This is a genomic window from Janthinobacterium sp. BJB304 (assembly GCF_002735765.1).
Classification (GTDB): domain Bacteria; phylum Pseudomonadota; class Gammaproteobacteria; order Burkholderiales; family Burkholderiaceae_D; genus Janthinobacterium.
Window position 1 is genome coordinate 246,938 of the sequence record NZ_PDZN01000001.1, and the last position, 22,557, is coordinate 269,494.

Consider the following 22,557-nt stretch of genomic DNA (forward strand, 5'->3'; position numbering starts at 1 on the left):
CGGCTGACGCCGGAAGCTGCACCGCTAGCGGCGGTGACGGACTTCCCCATCAAGGCAGCATTTTTTTTAACGACAAGAGAAAATATGGCAAGCACACCGCCGGGCCAACGCAGGCTACAAATTCTTCAGGCCCTCGCCGCAATGCTGGAGCAGCCGAAAGGCGAAAAGATCACCACCGCCGCACTGGCGGCCAGACTGGCCGTCTCGGAAGCGGCCCTGTACCGCCATTTCGCCAGCAAGGCGCAAATGTTCGAAGGGCTGATCGAATTCATCGAGTCGAGCGTCTTCGGCCTGATCAACCAGATCGCGGAAAAGCACAGCGACGGGATGACGCAGACGCGCGACATCATCGGCATGCTGCTCAATTTCGCCATCAGCAATCCGGGCATGACGCGCGTGCTGATCGGCGATGCGCTGGTCAATGAGGACGAGCGCCTGCAAGTGCGCATGAACCAGTTCTACGACCGCGTGGAGCTGGCGCTCAAGCAGGCCTTGCGCGTGGCCGCCGCCGAAGGCCATGGCAAGGAAAGCGAAGTGGCGGCGCGCGCCACCCTGATCGTCAGCTTCGTCATTGGACGCTGGCACCGCTACGCCAAGAGCGGCTTCAAGATCAATCCCTCCCAGGAAGCGGCGCTGCAAATCGCCATGCTGCTGGGGTAAGTCACCGCCGCGGCTGTCCCCATGCATACCGACTGTTTCGCCCTGCTCGACGACGCCAGCACGCCCGGCGCCGCATCGCGCCTGTACACGGGCCTGACGGCGGTCTTGCGGTGCAGCGAGGGGGAACAGTGGCCGGCCCTGCTCGAAGGGCTGCAAGCGGCCTTGGAACGCGGCCAGTATGCCGTCAGCGTGTGCAGCTACGAGCTGGGCGCGCACTTGCTGGCCATGCCGCCGCGCGCGGCGGATCCCGGCGCGCCGCCGCTGGCGCAGGTGCTCGTCTTCGAACATTGCACCCAGCTGTCGCAGGACGAGGTGGCGCAGTGGCTGGCCGCTCGTACGCCAGCGGCGGAAACGCCGGCCGGCATCGCCGGCATCCGCGCCAACGTGGATCAGGCCGAATTTACGCGCGCGCTGGGGCGCATCCACGACTACATCGTGGCCGGCGACACCTATCAGGTCAACTATACGTATCGGCTGCGCTTCGACGCCTTCGGCTCGCCCCTGGCCCTGTATGCGCGGCTGCGCGCCCGCCAGCCCGTGCCGTATGGCGCGCTGGTGATGCTGCCCGATGGCGGCGCCCTGCTGTCGCTGTCGCCGGAACTGTTCGTGCGCCATGCGCAGGGCGAGCTGACGGCGCGCCCGATGAAAGGCACGGCGCCGGCGGCTCCGCCTGAACAAACGGACGAGAACGCGCGCCGCGCGGCCGCCCTGGCCAATGATCCGAAAAACCGCGCGGAAAACCTGATGATCGTCGACCTGCTGCGCAACGACATCGGCCGCATCGCCGCCACGGGCTCCGTCAAGGTACCGGCCCTGTTCCAGGTGACGCGCTACAGCAGCGTGCTGCAGATGACCTCCACCGTGCAGGCGCGTTTGCGCGGCGACGCCAGCCTGGCCGACATCTTCCAGGCCTTGTATCCGTGCGGCTCGATCACGGGCGCGCCCAAACGCCGCACCATGGAGATCATCGCCGAACTGGAACCGGCGCCGCGCGGTATCTACACGGGCGCCATCGGCTGGTTCGATCCGCCGGCCATCGGCGCGGCCCACCCGGTGGGTGACTTTTGCATGTCCGTGCCGATACGCACCCTGGCCTTGCAGCCGGCGGGCCCTGACGGCCTGCGGCGCGGCGAGATGGGCGTGGGCGCCGGCATCGTCTTGGACAGCGACCCGCACGAGGAATTTGCGGAATGCCAGCTCAAGGCCCGCTTCCTGACGGGGCTGACCAATGACTTCGAACTGTTCGAGACCCTGCACGCCAGCCGCGCCGGCGGCTGCCGCCAGCAGGAGCGCCACCTGGCGCGCCTGGCCGCTTCCAGCGCCTACTTCGGTTTTGCCTGGGACCAACATGCTGCCCGCGCCGCGCTGCAGGCCGCTTGCGCGGCGCGGCCCGACGATGCGCCCTTCCGCCTGCGCCTTGCGCTGCGCCAGGACGGCCAGTTTACGACGCAAAGCGGTGCCCTGTCGCCCTTGCCGGAGACGGTCAACGTCATGCTGGCGCCCGACGCCACGACTGCCGACGACCTGTTCCTGCGCCACAAGAGCAGCGTGCGCGCGCGCTATGACGCAGCGTGGCGCGCGGCCGAGGCGCAAGGCGCCTTCGACATGCTGTTCTTTAACGAGCGGGGCGAGCTGACGGAGGGCGGGCGCAGCAATGTCTTCGTCAAGCTCGATGGCCGCTGGCACACGCCGCCCCTGTCCTGTGGCCTGCTGCCCGGCGTGCAGCGCGCAGCCATGCTGGCCGATCCCGCCTGGAACGCGCAGGAAACCATCATCACGCGCGCCATGCTGGCACAGGCCGAGGCCATCGTCGTGTGCAATGCGCTGCGCGGGGCGATGCCGGCACATCTTATCGCTAGCGCCTGAAACCGTTCAGGGCAAGACGCATTGCCGAAGGCAGTGCGAACTGCACGACGAAGCATTGCAACGCCGCCATGGACTCCTGAAACAGTTCAGGGCAAGGCGCATTGCCGAAGGCAGTGCGAACTGCACGACGAGGCACTGCAACGCCGCCATGGACTGTTTCAGCCGCTAGAGATCTACCTGCATTTCATAGCCGCCGTAGATCATCCGCTTGCCATCGAACGGCAGCTTGGCCGGGTCCATCATCTCGGCCAGGCGCGGGTCTTTCATGACCTTGTCGTTGATTTCATCGCGCTTGGCGCGCGACTCATACACAATCCATGAAAACACCACCACTTCGCCATCCTGCAAGTCCACCGCCTGCGGGAACGAAGTCAGCTTGCCCGGCTTGACATCGTCACCCACGCACTCGCGAAATTCCAGCGCGCCATATTCGCGCCAGACGGCGCCGCAACTGCGCGACATGGCCAGGTAAGCATCGAGCTTGGCTTTCGGTACGGGCACCACAAATCCATCGACATACGCCATGATGATCTCCTTGATGGTTGTTTTGACAAACACGAACAACCAGCTTAGGACAATGATGGCAAGACGACAAGCACGGCATTAAAAAAAAGCAGGCGTTCCAGCCTGCTTGGGTGTCGGCAACTTACATCGCCAGCGCTTTTTCCACTGCGCCAACGAGTTTCTTGTCGTCCGGCGTCACCTTGCTGGGGAAGCTTTCCACCACTTTACCGTGGCGGTCGATCAGGTATTTATGGAAATTCCAGGCCGGGGTCTTGCCCGTCTGCTTGATCAGGTCCACATACAGCGGGTTTGGAGTGGGGCCGGAGACGACGGACTTCGAAAACATGGGGAACTTCACGCCATAGGTGTTGTAGCAGAAATCGGCGATTTCCTTGCTGTTGCCCGGCTCCTGCTTGCCGAAATCGTTCGACGGGAAACCCAGCACCACCAGGCCCTTGCTGCCGTACTTGGCGTACAGCGCCTCGAGAGCTTCATATTGATTGGTAAAACCGCAATAACTGGCAGTATTGACCACCAGCACGACCTTGCCTGCGTACTGGCACAGGTTTTGCGGCGCTTCATCCTGCAGGCGGTTGAAGGTCTGCTTGAGGATGGCGGGGCAGGCGGCCGGAGCTATGGCAGCTGGCGCGGTTTCGGCCGCATGGGCCGGCATGGCCAGGCTGGCGCCGGCGGCAAGGGTGGTGAGCGCAAACAGCTGGGCAAGGGTCTTGGACATGAGGGGCACCATGGTTGAACGGAAAAAAACCATTCTATGTCAAACGCCGCGCGCACGTACAAGACGGTCAACAACAGCGATAGCTTGAGCGACATCAACGACGGTGCAGTACTTGCCCAGCGCACAGTTTTTTTACCTATGCTCGGCCTTCCTGTCCCTTTTCTTGCCTTGTGGAGTAGCCATGCCCTTCCCTCACCTGACCGCATTACCCACCGCCCTGCTGGCCGCCAGCCTGCTCATCCTGGCGCCCGGCGGCGCGCACGCCACCACGACGGCCAAAACCGTCAAGCCCGCCGCGACCAAGGACGCCCCCGCCCTGCCCGCCTACCAGGCCGATCTGAGCCAGACCACCGTGTCCGGCCTGTCCTCGGGCGGCTTCATGGCGGCGCAATTTGCCGTCGCCTACTCGGCCACCGTCGCCGGCGCCGGCATCATCGCGGGCGGCCCGTATTTCTGCTCGGGCCAGCCGGGCCGCTTCCCGTATATTCCCTACCTGACGAATGCCCTGACCACTTGCATGAATCCAGGCAGCTCGCAAGTGGCGCCGCCCGTGGCCAGCGAATTGCTGCGCGCGGCGAACGATTTTGCGCAGGCCCGTCTCATCGACGACACGGCCAACCTGAAACGCCAGCGCGTATATCTGTTCAGCGGAACGAAAGACCAGACCGTGACGCGGCCGGTGGTGGAACAAGTGGGAAAATTCTATCAACTTGCGGGCACGCCGGCGGCGCAGATCCGCTTCGTCGACACGCTAGTCGCGGGCCACGCCATCCTGACCGACAGCAATCAGGACAAGCCGTGCGCCGTGACGGAGTCGCCCTTCATCAACGACTGCGACTACGTGCAGGCGCGCGACATCCTGCAGCACCTGTATCCGGACCTGCAACCGTCGTCGACCACCCTGACGGGCAAGCTGATCGCCTTCAACCAGCGCAGCTTCATCCAGAACGCGTACTCGAGCATGAACAATACGGGCTATGCCTACATCCCGAAAGCCTGCGACAGCGAGAGCTGCCGCGTGCACGTGGTGTTCCACGGCTGCCTGCAAACGACGCAGGCCATCGGCGACCGTTTCTATACCAGCACCGGCTACAACCAGGTGGCGGACGCCAACAAGATCATCGTGCTGTATCCGCAGGCCGAACCGAGCCCCGTCTATCCGTACAACCCGAAAGGCTGCTGGGATTTCTGGGGCTACACCAGCATCAACCCGATCGATCCGGATTTCTACCGCAAGAGCGGCACGCAGATGGAAGCGGTCAAGGGCATGCTGGACAGGTTAGGATCGGCTCGCAACAGCCGCCGATAACGGACGTCACGGATGCTTGAGAAAATCGTAGCGAGCGGCAACGAGGCTCGGCGCCCCCATCTGGCTAAGAAGCGCAGCTGTACTGAGTACGGGGCCGCCGAGGCAGCGAGCATCGCAGGCCGGAAAGCGCGCCGCGCAGCAGATTTAATCAAGCATTCTAGATGCCGCCCATGCAGATGTACTTGATCACGAGGTAGTCTTCGATACCGTAGGTCGACCCTTCACGGCCCAGGCCCGATTGCTTGACGCCGCCGAAGGGCGCGATCTCGTTCGAGATCAGGCCCGTGTTGACGCCGACCATGCCCGTTTCCAAGCCTTCGGCCACGCGCCAGATGCGGCCGATGTCGCGCGAATAGAAGTAGGCGGCCAGGCCGAATTCCGTGTTGTTGGCCAGGGCGATGACTTCCTCGTCCGTCTTGAAACGGAACAGGGGCGCCAGCGGGCCGAAGGTTTCCTCGGTGGCCACGCGCATGTCGTTCGTCACGTCGGCGATGATGGTCGGCTCGAAGAAGCCGTTGCCCAGCGCGTGGCGCTTGCCGCCGGCCAGCAGGCGGCCGCCCTTGCCCAGCGCGTCGGCCACGTGCTCTTCCACCTTGGCCACGGCCTTGGCGTCGATCAGCGGGCCTTGCGTGACGCCCGCCTCGATGCCATTGCCCACCTTCAGCTTGGCCACGGCGGCCACCAGCTTGTCGGCAAACGCGTCGTACACGCTGTCCTGCACGTACAGACGGTTGGCGCACACGCAGGTCTGGCCCGCGTTGCGGTATTTCGAGGCGATGGCGCCTTCCACTGCCGCATCCAGGTCGGCGTCGTCGAAGACGATGAACGGCGCATTGCCGCCCAGTTCCAGCGACAGTTTCTTGATCGTCGGCGCGCACTGTTCCGCCAGCAAACGGCCCACCTGGGTCGACCCTGTGAACGTCAGCTTGCGCACGATGGGGTTCGACGTCATTTCGCCGCCGATGTCTTTCGGCGCGCCCGTGACGATGCTGAACACGCCCGCAGGCACGCCCGCGCGCTCGGCCAGCACGGCCAGCGCCAGCGCGGAAAACGGCGTCGCCTCGGCCGGCTTCAGGACCATCGGGCAGCCGGCGGCCAGGGCCGGGCCGACCTTGCGCGTAATCATGGCGGCGGGGAAATTCCACGGCGTGATGGCGGCGCACACGCCGATCGGCTCCTTGGTGATGACCAGGCGGCGGTCCGGCCACGGCGATTGCAGGGTATCGCCTGCAACGCGCTTGCCTTCTTCGGCAAACCACTCGATGAACGAGGCGCCGAACTGCACTTCGCCCTTCGCTTCCGGCAAGGGCTTGCCCTGCTCGGTGGTCATGATCAGCGCCAGGTCGTCGGCGTTTTCCAGGATCAGGTCATGCCAGCGGCGCAGCACGGCCGCGCGCTCCTTGGCCGTCTTCTTGCGCCAGGCGGGCCAGGCGGCATTGGCCGCCTCGATGGCGCGGCGCGTCTCGGCCGCGCCCATCAGGGGCACCGTGCCGATATGCTCGCCCGTGGCGGGATTGCTCACATTAATCGTCTGGCCACCATCGGCGTCCATCCAGGCGCCATTCACGTAAGCCTGGTGACGCAACAAGGTAGGATCTTTCAACTGCAGCATATGGATCTCCGGTCTGGTTTGAATTATCGACGAGGGATACTATGCCACAGCGCGGCCGATTCCGCAGGCGGACAGCCGAATCGCCCGCGTATTTACTCGACCTTGAACGACGACAGTTTCGGGTCCGGCGCCGGATATTCGAGCTTCATGGCCTGCAGCGTTTCCAGCAGCAGCGAGGCCACCACCAGGTTGCGCTGCGTCTTGGAATTCGATGGCACCACATACCACGGCGCGTGATCGGCATCGGTCTCGCGGATCGCCGTTTCATAGGCGCGCTGGTAGCCATCCCACTTCTTGCGCTGGGCGATATCGTTGGGATCGAACTTCCACTGGCGGTCGGGATCGTCGAGCCGCTCCTGCAGCCGTCCCCGCTGCTCGTCCTTCGAAATATGCAGGAAGACTTTCAGGATGACGGTGCCCGTTTCGCTCAGCATGCGCTCGAAATCGCGGATCTGCGCGTAGCGGCGCCGGCATTCGGCCTTGTCGATCATGTCCTGCACGCGCGTGATCAGCACATCCTCGTAATGGCTGCGGTTGAAGATGGCGATCTCGCCCTTGACGGGCACGTGCTGGTGCACGCGCCACAGGTAGTCGTGCGCCAGTTCGATATCGGTGGGGCCCTTGAACGCCACGGCGCGGATGCCCATCGGGTTGATATTGCTGAAGATGGCCTTCACCGTGCCATCCTTGCCCGAGGTATCCATGCCCTGCAGGACCAGCAGCACCTTCTTCTTGTGCTGCGCGTACAGCATGCTCTGGCACTCGGCGATCTGCGCCGTCAACGCCACGGTTTCCTCGCGATCCAGGGCCTTGCACTGGGCCGCCGTCAGCTTTTTATTGGCCGCCTTGGTGGCCGCGCCCAGCAGGCGCTTGCCGGCGAATTCCTCGTTCAGGTCGAAGCCCTTACCGGCGCGAAATTGCGTGCGCGCCTTCATGCCGCCACCGCCAGCTTGCGGTGCTCAATTTTTGTGCAATGGTCCATCACCACGTCCAGGCCCGCCGCCCGCGCCAGCTGCGCCGCCTCTTCATTGATGACGTCGAGCTGCAGCCACAGGCAGCCCGCCTTGACGGCGATGGCTTCCTCGGCGATGGGCAGAATGTCTGCCGGCTTGCGGAAGCAGTCGACGATGTCGATGCGCGCCGGCGCCACGGCCGCCGCGGCCTGCGTCAAGGTGGCATAGGCGCGCTGGCCCAGCACGTCGCGCCCGGCCAGGGCCGGATTGACGGGCAGCACGCGGTAGCCATGCCGCAGCAGGTAGTCGGCCACTTCATGGCTGGCGCGTTCGGGCTTGTCGGACATGCCGACGATGGCGATGATGCGGCTGTCTTGCAGGATGCGGGCGATGTTGGGCATATTCTGGTCTATGAGGCGTGCGACATTGCCCGCCTAGCGTAGCAGAATTATCCAGCACAGGGAGCTATCCAGAAGACCTGGAACTCCGCACGGCCGCCATCTGCGCGACAAAAGCTTGCGCGCGCGCCGTCACGGCCGCGTAATCTCCCGTGGCGCCCGGGCCACTGAGGCTGCTGCCGATGCCCACGGCCACGGCGCCGCTGGCAAACCATGCATGCAGATTCTCCACCGTCACGCCGCCAGTCGGCATCAGCGGCGCTTGCGGCAACGGGGCGCGCAAGGCCTTGATGTAGGCGGGGCCGAACATCTCGGCGGGGAAGACCTTGACGATGTCGGCGCCCGCCTGCAAGGCCGTGACGATCTCCGTCGGCGTCATCGCCCCCGGCATGGCCAGCACCTGATAGCGCTGGCACAGCGTAATGGTATCCACATTGACGCCGGGCGAGATGATGAACTGGGCGCCGGCCAGGATGGCGGCGCGCGCCGTCTCCGTATCGAGCACCGTGCCCGCGCCCAGCAGCACGTCATGGCCGTGGCGTTCGCGCAAGGTGCGCAGCACGCCCAGGGTATCGGGCGTGGTGAACGCCACTTCCAGCGCCGTGATGCCGCCGGCGATGCACGCCTCGGCGATCTGCAGCGCCGCATCGGGCGAGTCGGCGCGCACGATACCGACCATGCCCCGTTCGAGGATGCCATTGAAAACCAAGTGCTTTTGCATCTGCTCTCTCCTGTCAGACCGGCAGGGCGCCAAAGCGCACTTCCGGCAAACCGCGCACGCCCACCTGGCGCGCATGAAACAATCCGCCGGCCAGCGGTTCGCCCGCCAGCTGGGCCGGGGTCAAGCTTTCCTGCGCCGTGGTGACGAACAATTCGTCGTAGTGCGGGCCGCCCAGGCTGACGCAGCTGGGCTGCGAGACGGGCAAGGCTATCGCCCGTTCGACGCTGCCGTCCGGCGCGAAGCGCAAGACCCTGCCCGCGCCCCACTGCGCGCTCCACAAGTGGTCATCCGCATCGATGGTAGCGCCATCGGCGGCGCCCGGCCCCGGATCGAGCACGGCAAACACCTGTACCCGGCTGGCGTCGCCGCCCAGGTAATCATCCCAGCGGTAGATCGCCTTCTTCATCGAATCGCAAAAATACATGGCCGTGCCATCGACGCTGAAGCAGATGCTGTTCGAGATGGCGATCTGCGGCAGCGGCAGCCGTTCCAGGCTCAAGTCCAGGTTGAGGCGATAGAAGCTGGCGATCGCATCGCGGCACGGGCGTTCATCGAGCGTGCCGAAGACAAAGCGCCCCTGGCGGTCGCAGCGGCCATCGTTCAGGCGCGTCATGGGCAAGTCTGCCTCTACTGCGTGCAAGGGCGTGACGGCCCCGCTGCGCGCGTCGAACCACGCCAGGCGCGAGGCCAGGCCCAGCAGCAGGATGTCGTCGCGGTCCGTCAGCGCGAAGCACGCCAGGCGCTCGGGCATGTCCCAGCGCTGGCGCTCCCCCGTGGCCAGCACCAGCGCATGCAGCTGGCAGCCTTCGATATTCGTCCAGAAAACGCGGCCGCTGCGTTCGCACCAGCGCACACCCTCGCCCAGGAAGTTTTGCGCATCGACCAGTAATTGCGCCTGTGTTCCCATGTCTATTCCTTCTTTCAGTGAGATTCGCGTGGTACTGCCGAACCACGGCAGCCGACGAGGAAGTCCAGATCCGCGCCTTCGTCGGCCTGCGTCACGTGCTTGATGTACATGGACTGGTAGCCGCCCTTCATGGCCGGAGGCGGCGCGCTCCACTCGGCGCGCCGGCGCGCCAGCTCCGCTTCGTCGACGTCCAGGTGCAAACGGCGTCCCGCCACGTCCAGTTCGATCATGTCGCCATCGCGCACCAGGGCCAGCGGCCCGCCCACGGCCGCTTCCGGCGCCACGTGCAGCACCACCGTGCCGTAGGCCGTGCCGCTCATGCGCGCGTCCGAGATGCGCACCATGTCGCGCACGCCCTGCTCCAGCAGTTTTTTCGGCAATCCCATATTGCCCACTTCGGCCATGCCCGGATAGCCCTGCGGGCCGCAATTTTGCAGCACCATCACACAGCTGGCGTCGATGTCGAGCGCGGGATCGTCGACGCGCTTTTTGTAATGCTCGATGCTGTTGAAGACGACGGCGCGGCCACGGTGCTGCATCAGCTCGGGCGACGCGGCCGAGGGCTTGATGACGGCGCCGCGCGGGGCCAGGTTGCCCTGCAGGATGGCGATGCCGCCCTCGTCCTTGAATGGCTGCGCCAGCGGCGTGATCACTTCGGGATTGAAATTTTCCGCCTCGGCCACGTTGACGGCCATGGTCGCCCCCGTGACGGTGAGCGCCCCGCCATGCAATTTTCCCAGCAGGTCGCGGATGATCACGGGCAAGCCGCCCGCATAGTAAAAGTCTTCCATCAGGTACTGGCCCGACGGCATCAGGTTCAGCAAACAGGGAATGTCGCGGCCCAGGCGGTCCCAGTCGCCCAGGCGCATGTCCACGCCGATGCGCCCGGCAATGGCCAGCAGGTGGATCACGGCATTGGTCGAGCCGCCGATGGCGCCGTTGACCATGATGGCGTTTTCAAACGCTTCGCGCGTGAGGATCTGCGACAGTTTCAGGTCTTCATGCACCATGTCGACGATGCGCCGGCCCGTCAGCTGCGCCTGCAGCTTGCGGCGCGCATCGACGGCGGGAATGGCCGCGTTGCCGGGCAGGGTCACGCCAAGCGCTTCGACCATGCTGGCCATGGTCGATGCCGTGCCCATGGTCATGCAGTGGCCGGCGGAGCGCGACATGCACGATTCGGCCTGCTTGAATTCGTTTGAGGTCATGCGCCCGGCGCGCACGTCTTCGGAAAACTTCCAAACGTCCGTGCCCGAGCCGATCGGCTTGCCCCGGTAATTCCCGTTCAGCATGGGGCCGCCAGACAGCACGATGGTGGGCAAGTCCACGCTGGCCGCGCCCATCAGCAAGGCCGGGGTCGTCTTGTCGCAGCCCGTCAGCAGCACCACGCCGTCGATGGGGTTGGCGCGGATCGATTCTTCCACATCCATGCTGGCCAGGTTACGGAACAGCATGGCCGTCGGGCGCAGATTCGTCTCGCCCAGCGACATGACGGGAAATTCGACGGGAAAGCCGCCCGCTTCGAGCACGCCGCGCTTGACCATCTCGGCCAGGTCGCGGAAATGCCCATTGCAGGGCGTCAGTTCGGACCAGGTATTGCAGATGCCGATGACGGGACGGCCATCGAAAGCGTCGCTGGGATAGCCCTGGTTCTTCATCCAGCTGCGGTGAATGAAACTGTCCTTGTCGTCGCCGCCAAACCACGCTTGCGAACGCAAGGGACGCTTGTTCTTGTTGCTGCTCATACTGTCTCCTGCGGGGAAATCAAGCCGCGCGCGGCGGCGATCAGCAGCGCACCGTGACCGGCCAGATAGTCTTGCTGCTGGTCGTCGACGATGATGCGCTTGCCATAAAAAAATCCATGTTCCTCGATCAGCAGCCCGAGCGCCTGGCGCAACATGGGCTTGCCGGTAATGACGAGCGGCGTTTCGGGCCGCATCTGGATGGCGGTGCTGTTGCGCAGCGCCAGCAGGTCGCCGCTGAGGACGGCGCCCATCAGGAAATTGGCCCGCTCATTGCATTCGATGGCGCTGAACTGGCCCAGGGTTCGCACGCTGAAACAGGCGCGCGCCAGCCCCGTTTTTTGCGCCGCGGCCGCGCCGGCCAGCAGCATTTTCGGCACCAGGGTCTGGGCAAAACCGCCATCGACCGATTGCTTGATCAGGGTGTGCTGCGTGATCGCCTGCAGCAGTTCCCCAGCGATGGTGGTGCTGCAGCCGAGGATGCGGCGCTGCTCGTCCACGCTGATCAATTTGGTATGCGAGCCGGGCATGATCAGGGTCGCCGCGCCGCGCAACTGCAGGCGCTCGAGCAGCGCGACGACTTCCGTCTCTTCGCCGCGCATCATGTCCATCGCTTCGACGTTATGCAGGCCGACGGCGCCATGCTGGTTGCGCACGCCGGGAATCAGCCACAGGGGCTGCGCCAGCACGTCAGGCAAGTCCACCGCCTGCATGCCTTGCGCCAGCTGGGCCAGGCCGGCAGGCGCCGGCAGATGCGGCACTTCCTGCACACCCATGGGCGAACTGATCATGCCCGAAGCGAGCGCCAGGTCCACGGCGGACGGCGCGATGCCGGCGCTGGCCAGCACGCTGGCGATGGTGTCGCGCAGCGCCTGTTTCAGCGCGCCGTTATGGCCATCGATGGCGGTATTGCGCACGCCCGTTTCCAGCTGCGCCTGGGCGACGACGGCGCCGCCGCGCCACAGCAAGGTACGCGTATTGGTGGTGCCGGCATCGATGGTGAGTATGTTCATGGGCAGGTTCGCAGCGTCGGTAAGGGCAAAAATAAATGAGGAAAAAACTACCCCATGGTAGAACTGCCCCGCATATCTGACCAATCACTTATTTGACATCATTGATACCGGTTCGGATATGTCAAACGCATCGATATCCTGCACGCCCAAACGGTAGGCGAGCTGGAACCGCCTCACCTGTCCGGGCTGCAATTGCACGCCCTGCGCCAGCAGGGAAAAACAGCGCGCATCGGAATACAGATGGCAGCTGTCCTGGGTGCTGGAAAAACGCAGGACGCGGCCGGAAGCGGGGTCGGCAACCTGCGCCGCCTCGCGCAGCTGGCCGCTGCCCGTCCAGTAAAAGTCATGCCGGAATCCCGCCGACTGCGCCAGCGCGGGCCAGGCCAGGCGTGAGGCGAGCGGTGCCGGCTGGCGGAAGTCAAACGCGCTGCCCGCCACGTCGAGCGCAGCGTCGCCCGCGCAGCCGCCGGGCCAAGGCCGGTAACGGTCCGCCGCCAGGCGCAGCACATGGTCGCCCACGGCAGCGCGGCCGCCCTGCAGATTGAAGCGGGGCGCGGCAAGCGCAAAACGAGAAACCGTATCGGCCGTGGCGGCGCAGTCGAGGTGCAGGCTGCCATCGTCGTCAAGCCGGTAGGCCAGGCGCACCGACAGGCCGTCGTGCGCCAGGTGCAGCAGCAAGCGGCCGTCGTCCGGCGGCGCGCACTGCCAGACCGTGGACGACCGACACGCAGGGGGCGCGGCGCCCAGCACGTCGGCCAGGCGGCCATAACGGTCGGGCGCCCACCAGGCCCGCACGCTGGCATCGTGCGCGTCGATGGCCACGCGCATGCCGCGCGCATTGCGCAGCAGATGCATCATGGCGCCTGCCCGGGGGCTGGCGGTGGCCGGCTGCGCTGCTGGAATTCGCGCGGCGTGCAGCCGAGTTCGCGCTTGAAGACGGCGTGCATGTACTGCACCGTGGTAAAGCCGCAACGCACGGCCACCTCGGCCACCTGTCCCGGACCGCGCGCCAGCAGGGTCTTGGCCGCATCGAGCTTGAAATGCAGGATCTCGTCGTGCACGCTGCGCCCCAGCTCGTGACGGAAGTGCGCTTCGAGCGAGGAGCGCGACACGCCCACGTAATCGGCCACCTGCTCCGTCTTGATGCCCTGGCAGGCGTACTGGCGGATGAAGTGGCGCGCCTGCATCACCTGCGGATGCTGGAAGGGCTGGTGGCGCGTGGACGCGAGCACGTTCAGGCCCGCCGGCGGCACGAGGATGCGCGTGCCGGACAGGCGCGCGCCGTTGAGCATCTGGTGCAGCAAATGCGCGGCCGTGCGGCCCATTTCCTCGGTACCCTGGATCACGGAACTCAAGGGAATGCGCGTGAGCATGCGCGCCAGCGGGTCGTTGTCGATGCCGATCAGGGCCACTTGCTCCGGCACGGCGATGCCCGCATGCATGCACGCTTGCAGCAGCTGGCGCGCGCGCGCGTCGCTCACGGCGATGATGCCGACGGGTTTTTCCAGGCTGTTGAGCCAGGCGATCTGCTGCTCCACCGCTTCGTCCCACGACGGCGCGCTGGTGGCCACGCCCCGGTACACGTCGGCGCGCATGTGGTCGCGCTCCATCAGGGCGCAAAACGCCGTTTCGCGCTCCTGCGCCCAGCGGTTGACATCGGCCTCGGGCAGGCTGAAACAGGCAAAGCGGCTCAGGCCCGCTTCCACCAGGTGTTCATAGGCCAGCTTGACGATCTTGAAGTTGTCGGTCGCCACGTACGGGATGCCGGCCGGGTAATCGTCCTCGCGCGCATACGAGCCGCCCACGGCCACCACGGGCAGGCGGCTGTGCGCCAGCGCCGCGCAGACGGCGGGATCGTCGAAATCGGCGATGATGCCGTCGCCCTGCCAGCGCTCGATGCCGGGCAGGCGGCAGCGAAAATCCTCTTCCAGGAACAGGTCCCACGACACGCGCGTGGTGTTCAGGTAGGCGGCGATGCCCGCGATGATGTCGCGGTCGTAGATTTTATTCCCGTTAAACAGCAGCGCGATCCGGTGCGCGGTCGGTAACTTCATGCTGGTGTCTCCTCCATGTGGCGGCCGGGACGTATTTTCGTCCCTGGCTGCCGGTCACGCATCGGTCTTACCGGCGTCCCGCCCTTGTACTGACATCGACCCAGACGGCGAGGGTCAGAATACTGCCTTTCACGATCATCTGCCAGTAGGTGTCCACGTCCAGCATGGACATGCCGTTATCGAGGCTGGCCATGACCAGCGCGCCGATCAGGGCGCCGTACACGGTGCCCGAGCCGCCGCGCATCGAGGTGCCGCCGATGAAGCAGGCGGCAATGGCGTCGAGTTCGCTGAAGGTGCCGGCCGACGGCGAACCGGCCGCCAGGCGGCCCGTGTTGATCAGGCCGGCGAGCGCGCACATTAGGCCCATGATGCCAAAGATCCACAGCTTGACGGCTTTCACATTGATGCCGGACAGGCGCGTCGCTTCCATATTGCTGCCCACGGCGTAGATGCGGCGGCCGAACACAGTCTGGCTAGTGATGTAGCTGAACAGTCCCAGCAAGGCCAGCAGCAGCAGCACGGGCAGCGGGATGCCTTCATAGCCGTTCAGGGTTTGCACGAAGGCATACAGCACGGCGCCGATAACGGCCAGACGCAAGCCATCGGCCCAGGGCGCCGTCTGCGGCAAGCCATGCTGGGCGCGGCTGGCGCGCGCGCGCCACGTCAGGAAAGCGGCCAGCAGGAACAGGCCGATGCCCAGCACGATGCCGGGCACCGCGGGCAGGTAGCCCTGTCCCAGGTAGACCATCGGCTCGGAGACGGGCGCGATCGTGATGCCGCCCGTGATGCCCAGCAGGATGCCGCGGTACGCGAGCATGCCGCCCAGGCCCACGATGAAGGACGGGATGCCCCGGTACGCCGTCAGGTAGCCGTTGAGCAGGCCGATCACCATGCCGCAGCCCAGCACCGCCATCAGGTTCAGCGCCAGCGGCCAGTGTTGCGTGACGTCCAGCACGGCGGCGATGCCTCCCAGTAACCCCAGCAGGGAGCCGATCGACAGGTCGATCTCGCCGGCGATAATCACCAGCACCATGCCGCAGGCGAGGATGCCGGTGACGGACATCTGGCGCAGCAGGTTCGACAGGTTGCGCGGCGTGAGGAAGCTGCCCTCCGTCTTCCATGAAAAGAAGGCCCAGATCAGCGCCACGGCGATCAGCAGGGCCAGCATCTTGTATTGGGTGAACAGCTGTTTGATACTGTGCGGTTTCATGCTGCGGGTTCCTTGTTTGCGGTGTTGACGGCGGGCGCCGGGCGCTGGTCCAGCGCCGCCGCCAGCACGGTTTCCTGGCTCAGGCCATCGTTGATAAAGTCGCCGCGCAGGCGGCCTTCGCCCATCACCAGCACGCGGTCGGACACGCCCAGCACTTCGGCCAGTTCCGACGAGACCATGATGATGGCCACGCCCCGGTCGGCCAGCGCCAGCATCAGTTTGTAGATTTCATATTTGGCGCCCACGTCCACGCCGCGCGTGGGTTCGTCGAGGATCAGCACGCGCGGGCGCGTCAGCAGCATCTTGGCCAGCACGGCCTTTTGCTGGTTGCCGCCCGACAGGCTCGTAATGGGCAGCGACGGGCTGGCCGCCTTCAGTTCCAGCTGCGCGATCTCGCCGCGCACGGCCTTCAATTCCGCCTCGCCATCGATGCGCGTGGCGCGCGAAAATTCCTCCAGCACGGCCAGGGTGATGTTCTGCCCCACGTCGAGGTCGGGCACGATGCCGTGATGCTTGCGGTCTTCCGGCACCATGGCCAGGCCCATGGCGATGGCCTTTTGCGGAGACGAAGTGTCGATACGGCGGCCATCGAGCCACACTTCGGCCTGGCATGGCCCCTGATAGGCGCCGAACAGGGCCGAGACGAGCTCCGTGCGCCCCGCCCCCACCAGGCCGGCGATGCCGAGGATCTCGCCCTTTCGCAGGGTGAACGACACATCGTCGACCCGCTTGCGCTGCGGGTTGTCTGCATCGATGCAGCTTACGTGGCGCGCCTCGAACAGCACTTCGCCGATCGCCGCCTTTTTCTCCGGCGCGCGCTGCGGGTACAGCTGGCTCATTTCGCGGCCCACCATTTGCGCGATGATGCGCTCGACGTTCATCTGCGCCATCGGCGTGGTGGCGATATGCTTGCCGTCGCGGATGACGACGATGGTGTCGCAGATGGCGGCCACCTCATCGAGCTTGTGCGAAATATAGATGCAGGTGACGCCCTTGGCCTTCAGCGCGCGCAGGATATCGAGCAGCACGGCGATTTCCGAGGCCGTGAGCGACGACGACGGCTCGTCGAGGATCAGCAGGCGCGCGTTCTTGTTGAGCGCCTTGGCGATTTCCACCAGTTGCTGGTGGCCGCCGCCATAGTTCATGACCGGCATCGCCACGTTCAGTTCGGGAATTTTCAGTTCGCGCAGCAGTTCGTCGGCGCGCTTGTACATGGCCGCGTAATGCATGCGCCCGCCGGGCAGGGTAAGCTCGCGGCCCATGAAGATATTCTCGGCCACGGACAACTGCGGCACCAGCATCAGTTCCTGGTGGATGATGATGATGCCCGCGTCTTCCGTGTCGCGGATCGATTGCGCGCGCAGGGGCTGGCCATCCCACAGGATCTCGCCATCCCAGGTGCCGTGCGGGTAGACGCCGGACAGCACCTTCATCAGGGTCGACTTGCCGGCGCCATTCTCGCCGCACAAGCCGATGCACTCGCCGGCCCTTACCTGCAGGTCGATGCCGTCGAGCGCGCGGACACCGCCAAACTGTTTGACGATGCCTTTCATTTCAAGCAGATATTCGGACATCTGAGCTCACATTCATTGACCAGGAAGGAGTAGGTCAGATTAGCGCGCAGCGCGTAAGCCGACACCACCACCAGCGTTTTCCGGAGCTGGCGGATGTCGGATTACGCTGCGCTAATCCGACCTACGTCCAATATTCTCGAGGGACTTAATTACCCAGCTGCGCCTTGGTATAGAAACCGTCATCGACGAGAATGTTCACGTTCGCCTTGGTCAAGGGCGTGGGTTTGAGCAGCACCGTGCTGACTTTTTTCAGGCCGTTGTCATAGCTGGAGTTATAGGCCGGCTTTTCATTGCGCGCCAGTTGCACGGCCAGCTTGGCCGCTTCGGCGGCGATGGTTTTCAGGGGTTTGTAGACGGTCATCGACTGCGTGCCGGCGATGACGCGTTTGACCGCCGCCAGATCGGCGTCCTGGCCCGAGACCGGCACCTTGCCGGCCAGTTTTTGCGCGGCCAGCGCCTGGATGGCGCCGCCGGCCGTGCCGTCGTTCGAGGCCACGATGGCGTCGATCTTGTTGCCGTTGGCCGTCAGCGCGTTTTCCACGATGGACAGCGCTTCGGTGGCGCTCCAGTCCTTCACCCACTGCTGGCCGACGATCTTGATATCGCCCTTGTCGATGAACGGTTTGAGCACCTTCATCTGGCCTTCGCGCAGCATCTTGGCGTTGTTGTCGGTCGGCGAACCGCCCAGCAAATAGTAATTGCCCTTCGGCTGCAGCCTGGTCACGCCTTCGGCCTGCATCTCTCCCACTTTCTCGTTGTCGAACGAGATATACGCATCGATATCGGCGTTCAGGATCAGGCGGTCATACGACAGCACCTTGATGCCGGCCTTTTTCGCTTCCTTGACGGTGTTGTTGAGCACCGTGGCGTTGAACGGCACGATCACCAGCACGTCCACGCCGCGCGAGATCAGGTTTTCGATCTGCGAAATCTGGCGCTGTTCGCTGGCGTCGGCCGACTGCACGAAGACCTTGGCGCCCTGCTTTTCGGCGGCGGCGATGAAGAAGTCGCGGTCGCGCGTCCAGCGCTCGACGCGCAAATCGTCGATGGAAAAGCCGATCTTCGGGTTTTTCGCATCGGCCAGGGCGGCGCTGCTGCTCAATGCCAACATGGCGGTCATGATGGCTGCACTGATGATCTTGTTCATTGTGTGTCTCCTTGTGGATTTTATTAACAACGTTTTTTGAACTGCGGGTACTGCTGAAAAATTTTATGTCTGTGGTGGTGTCGGGTTACGCGCGGAGCGCTAACCCGACCTACCGCGACCTGCCTGCTAATGGTTGTGGCGCGGCAGGGTCTGGCCCACGGCGCGGTATTTCAGGGCCAGCTCCATGCAGGCGCCCGTTTCCAGCTGGCCCACGCTGGCGCGGTAGATTTCCTGCCACGGCGTGGCGCTGTCGTTGACGGGCGGCGGCAACTCCTGCGCGCGGCGCGCCAGTTCGGCACTATCGACCAGCATGTCGCAGCGCCCCGCACTTAAATCCACGCGGATGATGTCGCCCGTGCGCAGCAGCGCCAGGCCGCCGCCGACGGCGCTTTCCGGCGACGCGTTCAGGATCGAGGGGCTGTCCGAGGTGCCCGACTGGCGCCCGTCGCCCAGGGTCGGCAGGTTCAAAATGCCGGCCTTCAGCAAGGCGTCGGGCGGCTGCATGTTGACCACCTCGGCCGAACCGGGCCAGCCGACAGGGCCGGCGCCGCGCATGATCAGCATGCAGCTGTCATCGATATTGAGTGCCGGGTCGTTGATGCGCGCGTGATAGTCGCTTGAACCGTCAAAGACGATGGCGCGCGCCTCGAACACGCCCTCGCTGCCAGGGCGCGACAGGTAGCGCTCGCGGAAGGCGGGCGAGATCACGCTGGTTTTCATGATGGCGAAGTCGAACAGGTTGCCCTGCAAGGCCATGAAACCAGCCTTTTCCTTCAGCGGCGCGGCAAACGGGCGGATCATCTCGCGGTCCGCGCTCTCCCGGCCTTGCAAGTTGGCCGCCATGCTCTGGCCCGTGACCGTCAAGCGGTCCGCATGCAGCAGGCCCGCCTGCTGCAGCTCCCACATCACGGCCGGCACGCCGCCGGCGCGGTGGAAGCGCTCGCCCAGATACTTCCCGGCCGGCTGCATGTTCAACAGCAGTGGCACGTCGTAGCCATGTTCCATCCAGTCGCTCGAATGCAATGCCACGCCCGCATGGCGCGCCATGGCCATCAGGTGCGGCTGGGCGTTGGTGGAGCCGCCGATGGCCGCGTTGACGATGATGGCGTCCAGGAAGGCCTCGCGCGTGAGGATGCTCGACGGGCGCACGTCGTCATGCGCCATGCCGACGATGCGGCGCCCCGTTGCATAGGCGATCTGGCCCCGTTCGCGATACGGCGCGGGGATGGCCGAGCAGCCCGTCAGGGACATGCCCAGCGCTTCGGCCAGCGCATTCATGGTCGATGCCGTGCCCATGGTGTTGCAGTGGCCAGCCGACGGCGCCGAGGCGGCGGCGATCTGCAGGAATTTGTCGTTGTCGATCAAGCCGGCGGACAGCTGGCGGCGGCCCTTCCAGATGGCCGCGCCGGAACCGACCAGTTCGCCGTCCATCCAGCCGTCGAGCATGGGCCCGCCCGACAGCACGATGGCGGGAATGTCCACCGTGGCGCCGGCCATCAATTGCGCCGGCGTGGTCTTGTCGCAGCCCGTCGTCAGCACCACGGCGTCGATCGGATAGCCATGCAGGATTTCCACCAGGCCCAGATACGCGAGGTTGCGGTCCAGCGCGGCCGTGGGACGGCGGCAGTTCTCGAAGATCGGGTGCAGCGGGAATTCCATCGGGATGCCGCCCGCGTCGCGGATGCCGTCGCGCACGCGCTGGGCCAGCTCCAGGTGGATGCGGTTGCAGGGACTGATATCGCTGCCGCTTTGCGCGATGCCGATGATGGGCCGGCCCGAACGCAGTTCCTCGGCCGTGATCCCGTAGTTCATGAAGCGCTCCAGGTACAGCGCCGTCATGTCGATGTGATCGGGATTGTCGAACCAGTCCTGCGAACGGAAGCGCCGCGCCTGGCGGTTGCCTGGGGTACTCATGCGCCGTACCAGCCTGCGTCGACATAGTATTCGCGGCCGGCGCACTTGGCGGCGTTGTCGGACGCGAGGAACAGCGCCAGCGCCGCCACGTCTTCCGGCTCCACGCGCAGTTGCAGGCATTGTCCCTGCAGGATCACGGCTTCCGCTTCCGGCGTATGCCACAGCCGCTCCTGGCGCGGCGTGCGCACGGCGCCGGGAATGATGCAGTTGACGCGGATGCCGTCGGCACCCAGGTCGCGCGCCAGGCCGCGCGTCAGCCCTTCGATGCCGGCTTTCGCCGTCATGTAGATCGACAGGTTTGCCTGCGCCAGGTGCCAGGAAATCGAGCCCAGGTTGAGGATCACGCCGCTGCCCTTGGCGCGCATGCCCGGCGCCACTGCCTGGGCGCAGAAATACTGGTGGCGCAGGTTGACGGCCATGCGCTCGTCCCAGTAGGCGGGCGTGACGTCCTGCAGCTGGTGGCGGTCGTCATTGGCCGCGTTGTTGACGAGGATATCCGTGGCGCCCGCGCTGTGTTCAATCTCGGCGAAGGTGGCGGCCAGGGCTGCCAGGTCCGTCAGGTCGCAATAGCGGAAAACGGGCGGCTGCGCCAGGTGCGCCAGCTTTTCCTGCAGCGCCAGCGACGCCTCGCGGGCGATGTCGAGGAAGGTGACGTGGGCGCCCTGGCGCGCGAACGCCTCGACGATGGCCACGCCGATGCCGGTGCCGCCGCCCGTGATGACGACGCGCTGGCCTGCCAGGCTGGGATAGATTGCATGCTGCATGTTATCTCTCTTTTTAGGAACGCTTAACCAAACCTACTGCGCGTCGAGATTTGCGGCCTCCGATGCTCACTGACTCGGCGTCCCCGTGCATGCGCACAGCTCCGCTTCTCAGCCACAACTCTCATCCGCTCGCTACGGTTTTGTTAAACGTTCGAAGTTAATAAATAATTAAAGCAAACCGCGGCGGGCCAGGTTCTGGTACAGCGCGCGCACGCCGAACGTCCAGGGGGCAATCGCATCGCAGCGCTGCACTTCGTTGACCAGCGCGCCCAGCGCGGCGCTGGCAATCGTCACGCGGTCGCCTAGGTGGTGCGTGAAGCCGCCGCCCTGCGCGCCGCGGTCCTTCACGGGCGAGAACATGGTGCCCAGGAACAGCATGAAGCCGTCCGGATACTGGTGGTACTGGCCTGCCGTCTGGCGCACCAGGTCGAGCGGATCGCGGCTGATCTCGCGCATGAAGCTGGCGCCTTCGAGCACAAAGCCGTCGTCCGCGCCCTCGATCAGCAGCGACACTTCCGCCTGGCGCACGGTGTCGAGCGTGAAGTGTTCGTCGAACAGGCGGATGAAGGGGCCGATGGCGCAGGAACCGTTGTTATCCTTGGCCTTGCCCAGCAAGAGGGCGCTGCGCCCTTCGATGTCGCGCAGGTTGACGTCGTTGCCCAGGGTCGCTCCCAGCACCTCGCCGCGGCTGTTGACGGCCAGGACGATCTCGGGCTCGGGGTTGTTCCAGGCGGACGATGGCAGCAAGCCCACCTGCGCGCCGCAGCCCACCGACGACATCGGCTGCGCCTTGGTAAACACTTCCGCGTCGGGGCCGATGCCCACTTCCATGTATTGCGACCAGGCGCCGCGCTGCTGCAGCTGCTGTTTCAGGCGCTGCGCCGCCTCCGAGCCGGGTTTTAATGCGGACAAGTCGCCGCCCAGCGTCGTTTGCAGCGCGGCGCGCAAGCTTGCCGCGCGCGCCGCGTCGCCGCCCGCCTGTTCCTCGATCACCCGTTCGAGCAGGCTGACGGCGAAGGTCACGCCGCAGGCCTTGACGGCCTGCAGGTCGCACGGCGCCAGCAGCAAAGGCTCGCCGGCCGGCGCGGCCAGCGCCTGCTCCAGCAGCGCCTGCACGGAGCCGAGCGCAGTGCCGGGCGCATGGCGGGCGATATCGAGCGCATCGCCGCGTTCGAACAGCTCGGCCACCGTCGCTACCGTCTGCGTGATGTCGACCACCTCGCCGCCGCGCACGGCGACGACGCAGGGGCCGTCACGCCAGATGCGGCCGATGAGGAGAGCCTGCGCCAGGTCGGCGGGCAACAGGGAGGCGGGGGAAATCGGCTGCATGGCAAGCTTTCAAAAGGTCGTGACGGGATGGCTGGTCTTCAAGTTCGGACCGATTCTGCGCGCCGCCCTGTGTCGCCGCAATTACGAAAATCACCAAATTGAATGATGATTATTGGTATTGCAGCGCACCAAAAAAAGCCGCCG

General features: G+C 65.2%; 20 protein-coding genes. 3 read left to right on the top strand and 17 right to left on the bottom strand.

Annotated features, from left to right (window positions below; translation table 11 throughout):
* Positions 1–84: 84 nt before the first annotated feature.
* Together slmA and pabB are read left to right on the top strand one after the other, a co-directional pair.
* Entirely contained in the window at positions 85–660 is a 576-nt protein-coding gene (slmA, locus tag CSQ95_RS01145) for a nucleoid occlusion factor SlmA (protein WP_070313104.1), read from the top strand.
* Positions 661–681: 21 nt separating this feature from the next.
* Positions 682–2,526 carry an aminodeoxychorismate synthase component I gene (pabB, locus tag CSQ95_RS01150; RefSeq protein ID WP_099408140.1) on the top strand — a complete coding sequence of 615 codons (1,845 nt, stop codon included), beginning with the start codon at positions 682–684 and terminating at the stop codon, positions 2,524–2,526.
* A 165-nt stretch (positions 2,527–2,691) separates the two neighbouring features.
* Here pabB and CSQ95_RS01155 read toward each other — a convergent pair whose 3' ends face one another.
* Both CSQ95_RS01155 and CSQ95_RS01160 read right to left on the bottom strand, forming a co-directional pair.
* Complete coding sequence (locus CSQ95_RS01155) at positions 2,692–3,051, bottom strand: DUF1428 domain-containing protein (protein WP_070313106.1); 360 nt, start codon at positions 3,049–3,051, stop codon at positions 2,692–2,694.
* Between the two features lie 121 nt (positions 3,052–3,172).
* A complete protein-coding gene (locus CSQ95_RS01160) occupies positions 3,173–3,766 on the bottom strand; it encodes a glutathione peroxidase (RefSeq protein ID WP_099408267.1) in 594 nt (197 codons plus the stop codon).
* Positions 3,767–3,947: 181 nt separating this feature from the next.
* Here CSQ95_RS01160 and CSQ95_RS01165 point away from each other — a divergent pair, with 181 nt between their 5' ends.
* Positions 3,948–5,075 carry a poly(3-hydroxybutyrate) depolymerase gene (locus CSQ95_RS01165; protein ID WP_099408141.1) on the top strand — a complete coding sequence of 376 codons (1,128 nt, stop codon included), beginning with the start codon at positions 3,948–3,950 and terminating at the stop codon, positions 5,073–5,075.
* A gap of 157 nt (positions 5,076–5,232) precedes the next feature.
* Here CSQ95_RS01165 and gabD read toward each other — a convergent pair whose 3' ends face one another.
* From gabD to CSQ95_RS01240, 15 genes are all read right to left on the bottom strand, one after another.
* Entirely contained in the window at positions 5,233–6,687 is a 1,455-nt protein-coding gene (gabD, locus tag CSQ95_RS01170; protein WP_099408142.1) for an NADP-dependent succinate-semialdehyde dehydrogenase, read from the bottom strand.
* A 92-nt stretch (positions 6,688–6,779) separates the two neighbouring features.
* Positions 6,780–7,622, bottom strand: coding sequence for a PPK2 family polyphosphate kinase (locus tag CSQ95_RS01175; RefSeq protein ID WP_099408143.1), 843 nt, complete (start codon positions 7,620–7,622; stop codon positions 6,780–6,782).
* Positions 7,619–8,041 carry a CoA-binding protein gene (locus tag CSQ95_RS01180; RefSeq protein WP_099408144.1) on the bottom strand — a complete coding sequence of 141 codons (423 nt, stop codon included), beginning with the start codon at positions 8,039–8,041 and terminating at the stop codon, positions 7,619–7,621. Before CSQ95_RS01180 ends, CSQ95_RS01175 begins: the two co-directional genes overlap by 4 nt.
* A 64-nt stretch (positions 8,042–8,105) precedes the next feature.
* On the bottom strand, positions 8,106–8,759 hold the full coding sequence (locus tag CSQ95_RS01185; protein WP_099408145.1) for a bifunctional 2-keto-4-hydroxyglutarate aldolase/2-keto-3-deoxy-6-phosphogluconate aldolase: 654 nt from the start codon (positions 8,757–8,759) through the stop codon (positions 8,106–8,108).
* A gap of 13 nt (positions 8,760–8,772) precedes the next feature.
* Positions 8,773–9,666: an SMP-30/gluconolactonase/LRE family protein gene (locus CSQ95_RS01190; RefSeq protein WP_099408146.1), complete on the bottom strand. Its 894-nt coding sequence runs from the start codon at positions 9,664–9,666 to the stop codon at positions 8,773–8,775.
* A 14-nt stretch (positions 9,667–9,680) separates the two neighbouring features.
* On the bottom strand, positions 9,681–11,411 hold the full coding sequence (gene araD / locus CSQ95_RS01195) for an L-arabinonate dehydratase (protein WP_099408147.1): 1,731 nt from the start codon (positions 11,409–11,411) through the stop codon (positions 9,681–9,683).
* On the bottom strand, positions 11,408–12,421 hold the full coding sequence (locus CSQ95_RS01200; protein ID WP_099408148.1) for a 2-dehydro-3-deoxygalactonokinase: 1,014 nt from the start codon (positions 12,419–12,421) through the stop codon (positions 11,408–11,410). The genes araD and CSQ95_RS01200 overlap by 4 nt, the downstream gene beginning before the upstream one ends.
* A gap of 84 nt (positions 12,422–12,505) precedes the next feature.
* The gene (locus tag CSQ95_RS01205) at positions 12,506–13,279 is read right to left on the bottom strand and encodes a hypothetical protein (RefSeq protein WP_099408149.1); all 774 of its coding nucleotides are present in this window, start codon (positions 13,277–13,279) and stop codon (positions 12,506–12,508) included.
* On the bottom strand, positions 13,276–14,475 hold the full coding sequence (locus CSQ95_RS01210; RefSeq protein WP_099408150.1) for a DNA-binding transcriptional regulator: 1,200 nt from the start codon (positions 14,473–14,475) through the stop codon (positions 13,276–13,278). Before CSQ95_RS01210 ends, CSQ95_RS01205 begins: the two co-directional genes overlap by 4 nt.
* A gap of 67 nt (positions 14,476–14,542) precedes the next feature.
* The gene (locus tag CSQ95_RS01215; RefSeq protein ID WP_099408151.1) at positions 14,543–15,685 is read right to left on the bottom strand and encodes a sugar ABC transporter permease; all 1,143 of its coding nucleotides are present in this window, start codon (positions 15,683–15,685) and stop codon (positions 14,543–14,545) included.
* Positions 15,682–17,259 carry a D-xylose ABC transporter ATP-binding protein gene (gene xylG, locus CSQ95_RS01220; protein ID WP_099408152.1) on the bottom strand — a complete coding sequence of 526 codons (1,578 nt, stop codon included), beginning with the start codon at positions 17,257–17,259 and terminating at the stop codon, positions 15,682–15,684. The genes CSQ95_RS01215 and xylG overlap by 4 nt, the downstream gene beginning before the upstream one ends.
* Positions 17,260–17,404: 145 nt before the next feature.
* Positions 17,405–18,379 (bottom strand): D-xylose ABC transporter substrate-binding protein, encoded by a 975-nt coding sequence (gene xylF / locus CSQ95_RS01225; protein ID WP_099408268.1) that lies wholly within the window; start codon positions 18,377–18,379, stop codon positions 17,405–17,407.
* 153 nt (positions 18,380–18,532) lie between these two features.
* The gene (locus CSQ95_RS01230) at positions 18,533–20,320 is read right to left on the bottom strand and encodes an IlvD/Edd family dehydratase (protein ID WP_099408153.1); all 1,788 of its coding nucleotides are present in this window, start codon (positions 20,318–20,320) and stop codon (positions 18,533–18,535) included.
* A complete protein-coding gene (locus CSQ95_RS01235) occupies positions 20,317–21,084 on the bottom strand; it encodes an SDR family NAD(P)-dependent oxidoreductase (protein ID WP_099408154.1) in 768 nt (255 codons plus the stop codon). Before CSQ95_RS01235 ends, CSQ95_RS01230 begins: the two co-directional genes overlap by 4 nt.
* A gap of 168 nt (positions 21,085–21,252) precedes the next feature.
* Positions 21,253–22,413 carry a fumarylacetoacetate hydrolase family protein gene (locus tag CSQ95_RS01240; protein ID WP_099408155.1) on the bottom strand — a complete coding sequence of 387 codons (1,161 nt, stop codon included), beginning with the start codon at positions 22,411–22,413 and terminating at the stop codon, positions 21,253–21,255.
* Positions 22,414–22,557: the final 144 nt, after the last annotated feature.

Coding starts and splice junctions, on each gene's coding strand:
- slmA (WP_070313104.1), top strand. CDS start 85: ATGGCAAGCACACCGCCGGGCCAACGCAGGCTACAAATTCTTCAGGCC.
- CSQ95_RS01240 (WP_099408155.1), bottom strand. CDS start 22,413: ATGCAGCCGATTTCCCCCGCCTCCCTGTTGCCCGCCGACCTGGCGCAG.
- CSQ95_RS01155 (WP_070313106.1), bottom strand. CDS start 3,051: ATGGCGTATGTCGATGGATTTGTGGTGCCCGTACCGAAAGCCAAGCTC.
- CSQ95_RS01175 (WP_099408143.1), bottom strand. CDS start 7,622: ATGAAGGCGCGCACGCAATTTCGCGCCGGTAAGGGCTTCGACCTGAAC.
- araD (WP_099408147.1), bottom strand. CDS start 11,411: ATGAGCAGCAACAAGAACAAGCGTCCCTTGCGTTCGCAAGCGTGGTTT.
- pabB (WP_099408140.1), top strand. CDS start 682: ATGCATACCGACTGTTTCGCCCTGCTCGACGACGCCAGCACGCCCGGC.
- CSQ95_RS01215 (WP_099408151.1), bottom strand. CDS start 15,685: ATGAAACCGCACAGTATCAAACAGCTGTTCACCCAATACAAGATGCTG.
- CSQ95_RS01180 (WP_099408144.1), bottom strand. CDS start 8,041: ATGCCCAACATCGCCCGCATCCTGCAAGACAGCCGCATCATCGCCATC.
- xylG (WP_099408152.1), bottom strand. CDS start 17,259: ATGTCCGAATATCTGCTTGAAATGAAAGGCATCGTCAAACAGTTTGGC.
- xylF (WP_099408268.1), bottom strand. CDS start 18,379: ATGACCGCCATGTTGGCATTGAGCAGCAGCGCCGCCCTGGCCGATGCG.
- CSQ95_RS01185 (WP_099408145.1), bottom strand. CDS start 8,759: ATGCAAAAGCACTTGGTTTTCAATGGCATCCTCGAACGGGGCATGGTC.
- CSQ95_RS01190 (WP_099408146.1), bottom strand. CDS start 9,666: ATGGGAACACAGGCGCAATTACTGGTCGATGCGCAAAACTTCCTGGGC.
- gabD (WP_099408142.1), bottom strand. CDS start 6,687: ATGCTGCAGTTGAAAGATCCTACCTTGTTGCGTCACCAGGCTTACGTG.
- CSQ95_RS01210 (WP_099408150.1), bottom strand. CDS start 14,475: ATGAAGTTACCGACCGCGCACCGGATCGCGCTGCTGTTTAACGGGAAT.
- CSQ95_RS01160 (WP_099408267.1), bottom strand. CDS start 3,766: ATGTCCAAGACCCTTGCCCAGCTGTTTGCGCTCACCACCCTTGCCGCC.
- CSQ95_RS01235 (WP_099408154.1), bottom strand. CDS start 21,084: ATGCAGCATGCAATCTATCCCAGCCTGGCAGGCCAGCGCGTCGTCATC.
- CSQ95_RS01200 (WP_099408148.1), bottom strand. CDS start 12,421: ATGAACATACTCACCATCGATGCCGGCACCACCAATACGCGTACCTTG.
- CSQ95_RS01165 (WP_099408141.1), top strand. CDS start 3,948: ATGCCCTTCCCTCACCTGACCGCATTACCCACCGCCCTGCTGGCCGCC.
- CSQ95_RS01205 (WP_099408149.1), bottom strand. CDS start 13,279: ATGATGCATCTGCTGCGCAATGCGCGCGGCATGCGCGTGGCCATCGAC.
- CSQ95_RS01230 (WP_099408153.1), bottom strand. CDS start 20,320: ATGAGTACCCCAGGCAACCGCCAGGCGCGGCGCTTCCGTTCGCAGGAC.